The organism is Polynucleobacter sp. HIN7 (assembly GCF_030297595.1).
GTDB lineage: Bacteria > Pseudomonadota > Gammaproteobacteria > Burkholderiales > Burkholderiaceae > Polynucleobacter.
In genome coordinates this window covers 1,389,642-1,402,808 of record NZ_AP028138.1, presented here as the reverse complement: position 1 = coordinate 1,402,808, position 13,167 = coordinate 1,389,642, and the positions used below count along the sequence as shown (strand labels likewise).

The following is a 13,167-nucleotide window of genomic DNA, read 5'->3' as shown; positions in this document are numbered from 1 at the left end:
AGTTTAATTACTTCTTTTTCAGGGCGGTGCGGGCACGTTTAATAGCTGCAATGACCTGTTTGGGGGCAGTACCTCCCACATGATTGCGGGCACCCACTGAACCCTTAGGGGTTAATACCGCAAACACATCCTGAGTAATTAACTTAGATTTGGTGGTTAATCCGCAAGCCTTAATGAGCTCCGCCAGAGTGAGATCGCTTAAAGCACAATCTTTCTCAACGCAGCGTTTGACTGCATGAGCAACCGCCTCATGCGCATCCCGAAATGGCAATCCTTGCTTAACCAAGTAATCGGCCAGATCCGTAGCGGTTGCAAAACCCTCTTCTGCTGCGTATTCCATTGCGGCTTGATTAACCTTGATGTGAGGGACCATATCTGCAAAAATTTGGATCGTTTGGCTAACTGTATCGACGGCGTCAAAGAGAGGCTCTTTATCTTCTTGATTATCTTTGTTATAGGCAAGTGGTTGTCCTTTCATGAGGGTGAGAAGAGCAATCAAATCACCATTCACCCGCCCGGTCTTGCCACGGGCTAACTCAGGGACGTCGGGATTTTTCTTCTGCGGCATGATTGAGCTGCCGGTACAAAACCGGTCTGGCAAATCAATAAAACCAAAGCGTGGGCTGAGCCACAAAATCAACTCTTCAGATAATCTGGAGACATGCATCATGAGGATTGCAGCGTTTGCACAAAACTCAATTGCGAAATCACGATCAGACACTGCATCGAGCGAGTTTTGGCAGACTCCATCAAAACCCAGGGTTTTGGCAACACGGGCCCGATCAATCGGATAGCTGGTACCAGCCAGAGCGGCGGCACCCAAAGGCAATTGGTTCACTCGCGCACGGCAATCGGCCAAGCGCTCTGCGTCACGGGTAAACATCTCGTAGTAAGCGAGCAGATGATGTCCAAATGTCACGGGTTGAGCTACTTGCAGATGGGTATGACCCGGCATGATGGTATTGGCGTGTTGCTCCGCCAAGTTGAGAAATGCCTCGCGTAAACGTGTGAGGTCACCCAAAATTAAATCAATTTCACTTCTTAGCCATAAACGAATATCGGTGGCGACTTGATCATTGCGTGAGCGGCCAGTATGCAGACGTTTGCCCGCATCCCCGATCAATTTGGTAAGCCTAGCTTCAATATTGAGGTGAACATCTTCAAGGGCTAATTGCCAATCAAAGCGTCCAGACACAATTTCTTTTTCGATCTGGGCCATGCCCTTTTGAATGGCCATGAAATCAGCCTTCGAAATGATTTTCTGGGCAGCCAGCATCTCGGCGTGGGCCAGAGATCCGGCAATATCCACAAGGGCTAGCCGCTGGTCGAAGGCCAGTGAGGAAGTGTAGTGCTGAACTAGGGAATCGACGGGTTCAGCAAAGCGGCCAGACCACGCTTTGGATTTATTGGCTAAAGAATTTTTGGATGAGCTCATAAACACAGTATATTGTGTGTCGTAACAGTTTATTTTAATTCTGAAGTTGCCCTATGAGCCCAACGCGTTTAGTTATTGCCTCTCGTGAGAGCAGGCTTGCCATGTGGCAAGCCGAACATGTTCAAGCATGCCTTAAAAAGTTGTACCCCGGCTGCGAGGTCATCATCCTAGGAATGACCACCAAAGGCGATCAAATCTTAGACCGCGCCCTCTCCAAAGTGGGGGGCAAAGGACTCTTTGTAAAAGAGCTGGAAACCGCTCTGGAAGATGGTCGCGCTGATCTTGCCGTGCACTCATTAAAAGATGTGCCGATGGTGATGCCAGAGGGCTTTGATCTTTCATGCATCATGGTGCGCGAGGACGCGCGCGATGCCTTGGTATCCAATGACTATGCCAGCTTGGCTGAGTTACCCGCAGGAGCAGTGGTCGGTACCTCAAGCTTGCGGCGTGAAGCGATTATTCGGAGTCAGTATCCTCATTTACGGGTTGAGCCATTGCGCGGTAATTTAGATACGCGGATGGCCAAGCTGGACCGCGGTGAATACCAGGCCATTATTCTGGCTGCCGCTGGCTTAAAGCGCCTAGGGATGGGTGCTCGCATTAAAGCACTGTTGCCTTATGATCCCCATACCCCAGCTGCTGGCCAAGGGGCATTAGGCATTGAAACCTTAAGTGCACGCCCTGATGTGAAAGCCTGGCTAGCGCCTTTAAATGATTTACCAACCGCTCTCGCAGTGACCGCCGAGCGGGCGGTATCACGTAAATTGGGTGGCTCGTGCGAGGTGCCTCTGGCGGCTCACGCACAATGGCAAAACCCGCAAGAGCTCTCGATGCGCTCCTATGTGGCCAGTACTGATGGTCGGCAAATTTGTTTGGCTTCTGGTTCGCGTGCGATCAGCAATTATCAAGAAGCGGAAGCATTTGGCCTGGCGATTGCTGATGATCTGATTGCGAAGGGGGCGGCAGCCTTATTGCCGCACTAAATCTGTGAAGGGGTTTGAACCGGCGATCATCGTAACCCGACCGACCGGTCAAGCACGCCGCTTAACTGAATTAATCCAAGCAGCTACGCAGGCAGTTTATCCATCGGTGCGGATGGTGAGTCTTCCCTTGCTGACGATTATTCCAAAAAATGATTTCGCGCTCCTAACGCAATTACGCACAGCCTTACAACGCTCAACACTGATCATTTTTGTGAGCCCCAATGCGATTGAGTGCGCCATGCGAGCCGTTGATGATGCGAACTCGTCTTGGGGGCAATTAGTGAATCCTGGAGTAAAGATTGGGGTGGTGGGGCAGAGCAGTCAAGAGGCGCTGATCCGGCACGGCCTAACCAAAGCATCCATCTTGGTTCCCGCCCACGATGAATCGGACTCTGAGGGTCTATGGAGGGTCCTTCAATCCAAGATCACTGACTGGCCTAAGGAATCCGTTTTGATTATTAAGGGAGAGGGGGGTCGTGAGACCCTAATCGAGCAATTGCGTTCAGTCGGCGCTGGGCTTGAGATCGTATCAATTTACTCGCGTGCTCCATTAGATCTTGCTAGCCCATTATGGCAGTCGTGCACCGAACTTGATCCACGGCATACGTTGTGGATCTTAACCTCGTCTGAGGCGGTGCGGCATTTGGGTGAGCGCTGTAAAGAGGTCAACCGAATTCCAAGACTTGCGATTGAGAATAGCTCGGCTTTGTGCAGTCATGCCAATATCGCATATGCAGCTCAGCAAATCGGTTTTAGAAATATCTCGGTTTGTGAGCCGCGGGACGAGTCAATTAGTCAGTCTGCGGCAGCTTGGTTAGTAGAGCAGGTAAAAAGATTTCCATAACCAGTAGAGGGTGACCGTTGAGTTGGTAGAGTGTGCGTCTGGCCCAAACGCGTTTGGGGAGATCCGCATACCGTCGTTGGCAGGCTTTCCACTCTGGATGATGATGGTCCAAACGAACAATTTGCCGAATGGGGCGAAAGCGCCCTTTGAGAACTTTGGCAAATAAAACGGCACCCAAGGGTTTATGACCCAATTTCAGAATCGTATGGTTACTGCCAATCGAACTTGTGATGGGCAATACGCTACGCGCCATCACAATTGGGTCACCCTGATCGCACAGCAAAATCTCACGAACCCGCGAGCGATGGATTGGGCGTCGAAAGAATTTTTTTTCGGATGCAACTAAATTTTGTTTGCCATCGGCAAGGATTTGTAATTCAAGGTGGCGATCTTCGGGATAGTGAAGTGCTTTCTCGAGTTTGCGTGTGAGCGATCCAGTATCGCTTAACCATTCTTGTAATGCCAATGGAGCACCCAAGGGTGCTCCATGGTCAAGTTGATGCCAGGTCGATGGGGAGCGAGACTTCCGCCACAACATACAAGGCGCTAATTAGTGCTGACGTGTGCTATTTTGAAATGAGCCAGTACGTGAACCAAAGCGCGGCCCTGAACTTTTACGCGCCTGACCCCCAAACTTGGGTTTACTGCGTTTGGCAGCTCCAGGGCGATGATTAGGTTTATGTGAGCTTGGTTTTTGTTGAGGCTCAAGACCTGCAATTTCAGCAGCAGCCATGGGTTGCTGAGTAAATCGCTCAATCGCTCTAATCTTCACGCGATCACGATGCTCAGCTAGTGTAATGGCAATGCCATTGCGTCCAGCACGACCAGTACGACCGATACGGTGTGTATAGTCCTCTGGTTTCATGGGCAGACCAAAATTGATCACGTGACTGATTCGGGGCACGTCAATTCCACGCGCAGCTACATCAGTGGCGACCAAAATCCGGGTTTGGCCTTTGCGTAATGAATCGAGGCGACGGTTGCGAACGGCCTGTGGCATCGCGCCATGCAAGGCGCTCGCTTGATAGCCATTGGCACGCAAGGTGTCAGCAATCTTTTCGCTTTCTACTTGGGTGCTCGCGAAGACAACTGCTTGATCGAGCTCGGGGTCGGAGAGCAGGTGCTCCAACAGGCGATGCTTGTGCGCCATGTTGTCAGCCCAATGAAGTTTCTGGGCGATATTGGCATGCGCTTCACCAGCATGGGCAAGCTCGATCCGTTTGGCGTCTTTTGTGAGGTTTGACGCTAGGCTCATGATGCGCGGGGCAAACGTTGCTGAGAACATGAGTGTTTGAGAACGACCTTTGCAACGCTCATCAATTGCCTCAAGATCTTCAGCAAAGCCAAGATCCAACATGCGATCAGCCTCATCGACCACCAAGCACTCAACTTGATCTAAGCGAATGGCGCGTGAGTTAAATAAGTCCAGTAAGCGACCTGGAGTCGCTACCACTAAGCTTGCCCCCTTAATCGCTTGGATTTGCTTGCCGTAGGGCATACCACCCATGATGGTGGCAATCCGTAGGCTCTTGATACCGCGCGCCAGATTAATCGCATCGGTGGCAACTTGTTGCGCTAGTTCGCGGGTTGGACACAAGACCAAGATCTTGGGCTGAGCGCGACCAGGTACAGGGCTACCATTGGGATTGGCAAGAACAAGTTGATGAAGAAGTGGCAATAAAAAAGCAGCAGTTTTACCGCTTCCAGTTTGGCTGCTCACCAATAAATCGCCGCCCTCGAGGGCCGCAGGAATAACCTGTGCTTGGACGGGGGTGGCTTGTGTATAGCCCAGCGCCTCAATGTTCTTGAGTAAGGGCGCAGCTAAGTTCAATGAAGCAAATGAATGGTTCGTAATTTCAGTAGAATGTGACATGCAATACCCATCCTCTTACAGGATGGTCTCCGGTTGTGCGCCAAGTTTATGTAAAGGCGCGATGGTCAAGGGCATCGACCATCAGACAAGCGGCAGCGGGGTAAAAACCAAAACGCTGAAAAATGTAAATTGCTGGGGACGATGTTTCAAAAAGCCCTCCATTATGACACGTTTCCTGTTTATGATCTAGTCATGCTGGATTGGATGAATTTGACCCATGTTGGCGTCGTACAGTTGCCAACCTTTATTCTGGGCACCATCGCGATTGTTTTATTGCCGGGCCCAAACTCCCTTTATGTTCTGACAGCCTCATCCAAGCTGGGCTGGAGGGCCGGGGCGTGGGCATCATTGGGCATTGTGGTGGGCGATTCAATTCTGATGATTGCCATTGTTTTGGGTGCCGCATCGCTCCTACAGAACTCTCCAGGCCTTTTCATGGCATTACGTTGGCTGGGGGCGATTTACTTGCTGTGGCTAGCTTGGGGCCTGATGCAAACCGCTTGGAATCGCCTTCAAAACCGATCTTTGCAGAAAAATGACCAAACAAACTCGATGCGACTCATGCAAATGCATCCATTTGTGGCTGCACTCGTTTTATCGCTCACCAATCCCAAGGCCATTTTTTTCTTCATCTCCTTCTTTACCCAGTTTGTCGATCCACAATTTGCCAATCCAGCCCAGAGTTTTTTATACCTTGCCATCATTTTGCAGATGATTAGCATCACCTACTTGGGGGCACTGATTTGGGTTGGTGAAACTCTGGCTCATCGAATGGAGCGCCATCCGCAATGGGCGGCTGTGATGTGGTTTGGGGTTGGCGCACTATTTATCTATTTTGCGTTACGCTTATTGATAGGCGGTTAAGTACAAACAGTATTGGAGAATCTTGGTGGCAACGATCTTAGAGAAGGCGATATTGGGCGGTGGGTGTTTCTGGTGCCTCGAGGCGGTCTATCAGCGCGTTCAGGGCGTTACGCATGTGATCTCGGGATATGCTGGTGGCCATGTTGTTAATCCCAGTTATGAGGCGGTCTGCTCGGAGTCGACTGGGCATGCCGAGGTTGTTGAGATTGAGTTTGATCCCAGCATTATTTCCTATCGGCAGTTGCTAGAGATCTTCTTTGTGATTCATGATCCAACCACATTGAACTACCAGGGTAATGACGTAGGAACGCAATATCGCTCGGTGATTTATGCCCTTAACGATCAGCAATTACAAATTGCTAAGGAGCTAGTCATAGAGCTTGAGGAGCAAAGACAGTTTTCTGATCCGATTGTTACGGAAGTGATCATGGCCCCCGTTTTTTATCCTGCGGAAGACTACCATCAGAATTACTATCGCAATCACCCATTTCAGGGTTATTGCATGGCAGTTGTAGGTCCTAAGGTTAGTAAGTTTAAAAAGACTTTCTCATCTTTACTGAAAGATTGAGAGAGAACCTTCTATGGCGCCAAGCGACTAATGCGCCATGTCTCTTGAGCCTTGGTGTACAAAATACGATCATGTAAACGTGAGGGGCGACCTTGCCAAAACTCAATCTTCTCGGGCCTTAAACGATATCCTCCCCACTGGCTTGGTCTTGGGGGATTTTCGCCAAATTGTTGTTTAAAGCGTAATTCTTCTTGTTCTAAAAAAGCACGACTTTCAATTTCTCGGCTTTGGGGTGAAGCCCAGGCGCCTATGCGAGAGGCTGGGGGGCGTTGAAAAAAGTAATCATCGCTCTCAGCTGCACTTAGTTTGGAGACAATCCCATTAATCCTTACTTGGCGTTCTAGCTCGTGCCAATGAAATAGTAGTGCCGCTTGTGGGCGGATTGCAAGCTCTTGCCCCTTTTGACTTTCGTAATTCGTAAAGAAACAAAAATCACCTTGGCTGATTCCTTTTAATAAAACCACCCGGGCTGAGGGCGTACCTGATGCATCCGCCGTTGCTAGCACCATGGCATTGGGCTCGGGACATTCTGCCTGACTAGCTTGCTCAAACCAGCTTTCAAACAGGATGATGGGATCTAAAGGCAGCTCATGTTCCGATAGTTGCCCTGCGGTATAGTTTTTCCGTAAATCGGCTAAGTTTTTACTGATTGAACTCATGGATTGAGTATAAAGAGAGCGTATGACAAACGAAAGAGTGCTTGACCCAAGTACGTGTGAAAGCAATGAAGTGGCAGATCGACGATTTGCTGGGGTGGCTCGTCTTTATGGCGAGGATGCCTTTAAAGCATTTGGCCAAGCCACGGTTGCGGTGATCGGCTTGGGTGGGGTTGGCTCATGGGCTGCTGAGGCTTTGGCTCGCTCTGCGGTTGGGCATTTGGTTTTGATCGATTTTGATCATATTGCCCCCAGTAATGTGAATCGTCAGTTGCATGCCATTGAAGGTAGTTTTGGGAAAGCTAAAGTGCTGGCTATGGCTGAGCGTCTTCAAGCCATTAATCCAATGATCACGATTACCATGCATGATGTATTTGCGGAGCCAGCCAATTTGGAGCAGATCATTCCGCATAACTCTTTTGTACTGGATGCCTGTGACGATGTATCGGCGAAGGTAGTGCTGGCTAGTTTTTGTAAAAAACAGAAGATTCCATTGGTGATGTGCGGAGGCGCAGGCGGAAAGGTCAACCCACGTTTTTTAAATGCGGATGATTTAGCCAAAGCCACACACGACCCCCTATTAGCAAAAATCAGGGCTGAGCTCAGAAAAAACCATTCTTTTACCAAGGACCTGAAGTTGCCGATGGGGATTCGGGCGGTTTACTCCGCAGAGAATATGCGTGGAGACGGAAGTAGTGGCTTGGCATGTTCAGGTTATGGCTCTACAGTGAACGTCACCGCCTCTTTTGGGTTTTTGGCTGCTGCAGAAATTTTGAGTGCAATCCAAAGTCAAACCAAAAATTAATAACTAACTGATTGTTTTTGAACAGTTATTTTCAATTCAATGGCGTGTCAACCCTTTCCAATCATTAAGCGTTAAAGGAATAGTCTTCGAAAAAGCCATTCGTAGCTACATTGGTTTTTCCTAGGCTGTAGTAATTCCGTAGGAGACTACGTTTATTAATTTTTACTTTGGAGTTTTACATGAAAAAGATCGTTGCTATGTTAGTTGCTGGTTTGTTCTCTGCTGGTGTTTTCGCTCAAGCTGCTCCAGCTAAGAAAGATGACAAGAAAGACGCTAAGCCAGCTGCTGCTGCTCCAGCTCCTGCTGCTGCTCCTGCTGCTCCAGCCAAGAAGTAATTCTTCTTGTTTAAGAGAACCCCAGCTTGCTGGGGTTTTTTTTCATCCAAAATTTGCTCAGAATCACTAGGGCTATCCCTGTAAGAATTTACTGATTTTTCTGTAAGTAACTATTTTTTTAATGGCAGCATTCATTGATTATTCAGTAGATTCTCAAAGTTACTTAATTATTAATTTCGTTCTTGATACTTCTATAGTTTTTAAGCACTAGTTTCAAACGTATTCGCTCCATAGACTCTCATGCGGTGGCGTTGTGCCACTGTCATCATGAAAGGAGTTCTCTTGGAGAAGAATGAAGAAGGCTTAAAGCGCCATCTCAAAGTCAGACACATTCGCTTAATGGCTTTGGGTTCGACCATTGGTGTCGGTTTGTTTTTAGGATCTGCCACCGCAATTCAAATTGCAGGACCATCAATTTTGCTTGCTTATTTTTTAGCCGGCCTGGTTGCATTCGTGGTTTTGCGAACCTTAGGTGAAATGGCGGTTCACGAGCCAGTCACAGGGTCATTTGCCACCTATGCCAATACCTATGTCAATCCCTTAGCTGGATACATGGTGGGTTGGGGCTATTGGACCTACTGGGTGGTGGTAGCTATTGCCGAAGTCACCGCGGTTGGTATCTATATGGGGGTTTGGTTCCCAGATATACCGCAGTGGATTTGGGCGCTATCGTCCATCATCCTGATGGGGCTCATTAATCTGATTGCAGTCAAAGTATTTGGTGAGTTTGAGTTTTGGTTTGCGCTCATCAAGATCATGGCGATTGTGCTCATGATCGCTTTGGGCTGCTCGGTCATTTTCTTTGGGTTTACCAACGATTGGGTACCAATGGGATTGGGAAATCTTTGGCAGCATGGCGGATTTTTCCCGAACGGCTTTAGTGGATTTTTGCTCTCCTTGCATATGGTCTTGTTTGCCTATGTTGGTATTGAGATGATCGGCCTATCGGCGGGCGAGGCACAAAATCCAAAACAGACGATCCCAATGGCAATTGATTCATTGATCTGGCGCATCCTGATTTTTTATCTGGGCGCATTGATGGTGATCTTGGCTATCTTTCCTTGGAATGAAGTAGGTCAGCAAGGCAGTCCATTTGTAGCGATGTTTGAGCGTATTGGTTTGCGTGAGGCTGCAGGTGTTGTTAATTTTGTGGTCATTACCGCTGCCTTATCTGCTTGTAACGCTGGTGTATTTAGTGGTGGCAGATTACTGTATGCACTCTCAGCTAATGGCTACGCACCAAAGCCTTTTGTCAAGCTGTCAAACAATGGCGTGCCGCATCGCGCTGTGATTGGAACGGTTTGCGTACCAATGGTAGGCGTGATCCTGAACTATTTTGTCCCCGAGAAGGCATTCCACTACATGATGGCAGCCGTTACATTTGTGGGCCTCATGGTTTGGATTTCCATTCTGTATACACACTATCGCTTTCGGGCAAGCCTTAGCAAAGATCAGCTTGCTCAATTGTCGTATCGCACACCATTGTGGCCCTATTCCAGTTGGTTTGCCTTGGCCTTCATCGCGCTCGTCATTGTCTTGATGAGTTTTCATGAGGATGCGCGCATGGCACTCATTGTGGGTCCGATCTTATTAACCATTTATTTGATCCTGTATTTCGTATTGGGGATTGATAAAAAACACGTACTTCAATTAGGAGAGCAAAAATGATTATTGGTATTCCAAAAGAAATTAAGAACAATGAGTTTCGAGTTGGCCTCACCCCTAGTTTGGTGAGTAGTCTGATGCAGCAAGGTCACACAGTGTTAGTGGAGCAACATGCTGGGGCACAAATTGGTTTTGCTAACGAGCAATACGAAGCAGCTGGAGCAAAATTAATGGCAGATGCTAAAGCGGTCTTCGCAGATGCTGAGTTGATTGTGAAGGTGAAGGAGCCACAGCCACAGGAGTGCGCGATGCTTCACGAGGATCAAACTCTCTTTACCTATTTACACCTGGCCCCTGATCCAGTGCAAACGGAAGCATTAATCAAGTCCAAGGCCATCTGTATTGCTTATGAGACGGTGACCTCATCGAGTGGCGCACTCCCGCTCTTGGCACCCATGAGTGAGGTGGCTGGGCGGATGTCCATTCAGGCGGGGGCGGCGCATTTGGAGAAATCCAAAGGTGGCTCTGGATTATTGTTAGGCGGCATTCCTGGGGTTACTGCGGCAAAGGTATTGATCTTAGGCGCAGGTGTTGTAGGGCGCCATGCCTTACAAATTGCCGTCGGTATGGGCGCTCACGTGAGCATTATGGATCGCGACTTGGATCGACTGCGGCAGATTGATGCACTCTATGGCAATCGAGTCCAAACCCTATTTTCTGATCAGCAGAGTATTGAGAATGCAGTGAGAGATAGTGATTTAGTGATTGGCGCAGTGTTATTACCAGGTGGTTCGGCGCCAAAATTGGTGACCGCAGCCATGATCGGGCAGATGCGAGCTGGATCGGTGGTGGTGGATGTAGCGATTGACCAGGGTGGTTGCTTTGAGACCTCGCGACCCACCACCCATGCGGAACCCACTTATGTTGAGCATGGGGTGATTCATTATTGTGTGGCTAATATGCCAGGCGCGGTTGCCAGAACATCCACGATTGGTTTAACCAATGCAACCTATCCCTTCATTGAGCAGATTGCTAATCTTGGGGTGATAGAAGCATTGCGCCAGAGCACGCATTTAAGGAATGGCTTAAGCGTCTATCAAGGGCAACTCACTTCGGCACCCGTCGCCCGGGCACAGAAGCGGTCGTACGTCTCAGCAGATGAGGCTTTGCTGCGCCCCGATTTAGTCGAGGTCTGTGACTAAGGAGGCGAGTGTTTCATGAGGGAGGGTTTCGACATGCATGGGGTATCCCTTGTGGTCGCAACCCACCATCATTTGAGCACCGGCCTTTAGCGCCTCTTTCATCGCAGGTGTTAATGGAATGCGCAGGAAGTGCACGGCCGAGGTTTTCTCGGTCGTTGCTCGCTCTAGATCCTCGTCGGCAATCGCATAGACCCGTGGCTGACCTTCAATCTCAATAAAAATCTGATCTTCTACACCAACTAATTTAGCCAGTGCTACGCGACGATCGGCCTCATTGGGATACTCAATCATCATAGTGACCTTAAAGTCTGAACCACTCGGTACCATTGGATTGTAGGCATCTAACTCATCTTGAATGCCTTCGTCTTCGAAGGTTTTCTCAACGCGCAACATCTCCTGAATCTGATAGCGCATTAAGAACTCGTTTTCAAAAATCAGCGTGAGATGCTCGCCCAAGTGGACGGTACGTAGTTTGCGTTCCGCAATGGCGCGCGCTCTCATTTCAGGGCGTGCTTTGTGATAAGCCTCAAGGCTTAATAAACTATCGCGAGTAATTTTTCCCATTTCAATTGATCCTGTTGTCATGATTTAGAGTCCATAGGCCTTAGCCATTAGTGTGAGTGGATGAGCCATGGCGGTCTTTGGTAGACCCAGTTCATCCATCCCTTGCGCAATGTGGTGCCCAGCGAGTTGGCAATCGGAGCTAATGTAGTTTGGTGACTCTTCAGCCATGCTGCGAAATACTGGACGTCCAATCTTCATTGCCATCGCATGAAACTCTTTCTTGACACCCCAGGTTCCCGAGTGGCCTGAGCAGCGCTCCACCACATTCACTTCAGTACCGGGAATGAGTTTCAATGCCTCAGCGGTTTTCTGACCAACGTTTTGTACGCGCGAATGGCAGGCGACGTGATAGCTCACATGACCCAACTCCTCTTTGAAGTCTTGGTTTAAGAGACCATCTTTGCTGCGCGCAATAAAGTACTCAAAGGGATCCCACATCGCGTCTTTGACTGCTTGCACATCATCGTCATCAGGGAACATCAATGGCAGCTCTTGCTTAAACATTAAAGTGCACGATGGAATTGGCGTCACGATGGCATAGCCCTCACGTGCCAACTTCGCAAGTTTGGGGATGTTCTTTTCCTTGTTTTCTTTTACGGACTCAAGGTCACCCAATTCGAGTTTAGGCATACCACAGCAAGCCTCTTTATCAACCAGCGCATACGGGATCAGGTTGTGATTGAGGATCTTAATGAGATCTTGACCGATACCAGGCTCGTTGTAGTTGATGTAGCAAGTAGCATAGATCGCGACTTTACCGGGGGTGCGTTGACCATCTTTCACTGGAAACGCTGCCGATGGCTTCGCCAATTGGGGGAAGGTCTTCGAAGCATATTCAGGAACCCACGCTTTTTTATCAACACCCAAGGCGCCTTCCATCATTAAGCGAGTGACGCCCATATTGTTCACTGCGTTGACCGCTTGGGTCACGATTGGGATGCCGGCAAACTGACCAAGCTTGTCAGTGGAAGACAGCAGCTTGTCGCGGAAGGTGGTTTTTCCTTCTTTGAAGGCAACCGCCTTGGCGCGCAACATTAAGTGAGGGAAATCAATATTCCAAGGGTGGGGTGGGGTGTAGGGACACTTAGTCATGTAGCAAACGTCGCACAGATAGCACTGATCAACCACCTTTTGATAATCGGCTTTTGCCACACCTTCTACTTCACCTTCCTCCGTCGCATCGACGAGGTCAAAGAGGGTGGGGAATGAGCCGCAAAGATTGACGCAGCGGCGGCAACCATGGCAAAGATCAAACACCCGTTCCATCTCAGCTTCGAGCTTTTTCGTGTCGTAGAAGTCTGGATTGGTCCAGTCTAGGGGGTGTCTGGTTGGGGCTTCGAGATTGCCTTCGCGTAAAGTCATGGAATTGCCTTTAGAGAAAAATTAAGATGCACGCAGTTTAGGGTTTTTTCCTATGATAGCCAAATTGTATT

The 13,167-nt window shown here is 49.0% G+C and carries 14 protein-coding genes; 8 read left to right on the top strand and 6 right to left on the bottom strand.

Annotation, left to right across the window (positions count from 1 at the left end; translation table 11 throughout):
• Window positions 1-7: 7 nt before the first annotated feature.
• Window positions 8-1,435, bottom strand: a complete 1,428-nt coding sequence (argH, locus tag QUE64_RS07055) for an argininosuccinate lyase (RefSeq protein ID WP_286225114.1) — start codon at window positions 1,433-1,435, stop codon at window positions 8-10.
• Window positions 1,436-1,488: 53 nt separating this feature from the next.
• On the opposite strand from argH, the gene hemC reads away from it, so the two are divergent.
• Window positions 1,489-2,418 (top strand): hydroxymethylbilane synthase, encoded by a 930-nt coding sequence (gene hemC, locus QUE64_RS07050; protein WP_286225113.1) that lies wholly within the window; start codon window positions 1,489-1,491, stop codon window positions 2,416-2,418.
• A gap of 4 nt (window positions 2,419-2,422) precedes the next feature.
• The gene (locus QUE64_RS07045; protein WP_286225112.1) at window positions 2,423-3,262 is read left to right on the top strand and encodes a uroporphyrinogen-III synthase; all 840 of its coding nucleotides are present in this window, start codon (window positions 2,423-2,425) and stop codon (window positions 3,260-3,262) included.
• Here the strand turns inward: QUE64_RS07045 and QUE64_RS07040 are convergent.
• Window positions 3,210-3,800 carry a chorismate--pyruvate lyase family protein gene (locus QUE64_RS07040; RefSeq protein WP_286225111.1) on the bottom strand — a complete coding sequence of 197 codons (591 nt, stop codon included), beginning with the start codon at window positions 3,798-3,800 and terminating at the stop codon, window positions 3,210-3,212. The genes QUE64_RS07045 and QUE64_RS07040 overlap by 53 nt on opposite strands.
• A 12-nt stretch (window positions 3,801-3,812) precedes the next feature.
• The gene (locus tag QUE64_RS07035; protein WP_286225110.1) at window positions 3,813-5,135 is read right to left on the bottom strand and encodes a DEAD/DEAH box helicase; all 1,323 of its coding nucleotides are present in this window, start codon (window positions 5,133-5,135) and stop codon (window positions 3,813-3,815) included.
• A 192-nt stretch (window positions 5,136-5,327) separates the two neighbouring features.
• Here QUE64_RS07035 and leuE point away from each other — a divergent pair, with 192 nt between their 5' ends.
• Entirely contained in the window at window positions 5,328-5,999 is a 672-nt protein-coding gene (leuE, locus tag QUE64_RS07030; RefSeq protein ID WP_286225109.1) for a leucine efflux protein LeuE, read from the top strand.
• Window positions 6,000-6,024: 25 nt separating this feature from the next.
• Window positions 6,025-6,567 (top strand): peptide-methionine (S)-S-oxide reductase MsrA, encoded by a 543-nt coding sequence (msrA, locus tag QUE64_RS07025; RefSeq protein ID WP_286225108.1) that lies wholly within the window; start codon window positions 6,025-6,027, stop codon window positions 6,565-6,567.
• 11 nt (window positions 6,568-6,578) lie between these two features.
• Here msrA and pdxH read toward each other — a convergent pair whose 3' ends face one another.
• Window positions 6,579-7,226 carry a pyridoxamine 5'-phosphate oxidase gene (gene pdxH / locus QUE64_RS07020; RefSeq protein ID WP_286225107.1) on the bottom strand — a complete coding sequence of 216 codons (648 nt, stop codon included), beginning with the start codon at window positions 7,224-7,226 and terminating at the stop codon, window positions 6,579-6,581.
• Window positions 7,227-7,248: 22 nt separating this feature from the next.
• Here pdxH and QUE64_RS07015 point away from each other — a divergent pair, with 22 nt between their 5' ends.
• From QUE64_RS07015 to ald, 4 genes are all read left to right on the top strand, one after another.
• Window positions 7,249-8,028, top strand: coding sequence for a tRNA threonylcarbamoyladenosine dehydratase (locus QUE64_RS07015; RefSeq protein ID WP_286225106.1), 780 nt, complete (start codon window positions 7,249-7,251; stop codon window positions 8,026-8,028).
• 179 nt (window positions 8,029-8,207) lie between these two features.
• Window positions 8,208-8,363, top strand: a complete 156-nt coding sequence (locus QUE64_RS07010) for a hypothetical protein (RefSeq protein ID WP_286223362.1) — start codon at window positions 8,208-8,210, stop codon at window positions 8,361-8,363.
• A gap of 267 nt (window positions 8,364-8,630) precedes the next feature.
• Entirely contained in the window at window positions 8,631-10,031 is a 1,401-nt protein-coding gene (locus QUE64_RS07005; protein ID WP_286225105.1) for an amino acid permease, read from the top strand.
• Entirely contained in the window at window positions 10,028-11,170 is a 1,143-nt protein-coding gene (ald, locus tag QUE64_RS07000; RefSeq protein WP_286225104.1) for an alanine dehydrogenase, read from the top strand. Before QUE64_RS07005 ends, ald begins: the two co-directional genes overlap by 4 nt.
• Here ald and QUE64_RS06995 read toward each other — a convergent pair.
• Entirely contained in the window at window positions 11,150-11,755 is a 606-nt protein-coding gene (locus QUE64_RS06995) for a DUF3501 family protein (protein WP_286225103.1), read from the bottom strand. The genes ald and QUE64_RS06995 overlap by 21 nt on opposite strands.
• Window positions 11,756-11,758: 3 nt before the next feature.
• Window positions 11,759-13,096, bottom strand: coding sequence for a heterodisulfide reductase-related iron-sulfur binding cluster (locus QUE64_RS06990; protein WP_286225102.1), 1,338 nt, complete (start codon window positions 13,094-13,096; stop codon window positions 11,759-11,761).
• Window positions 13,097-13,167 lie beyond the last annotated feature (71 nt).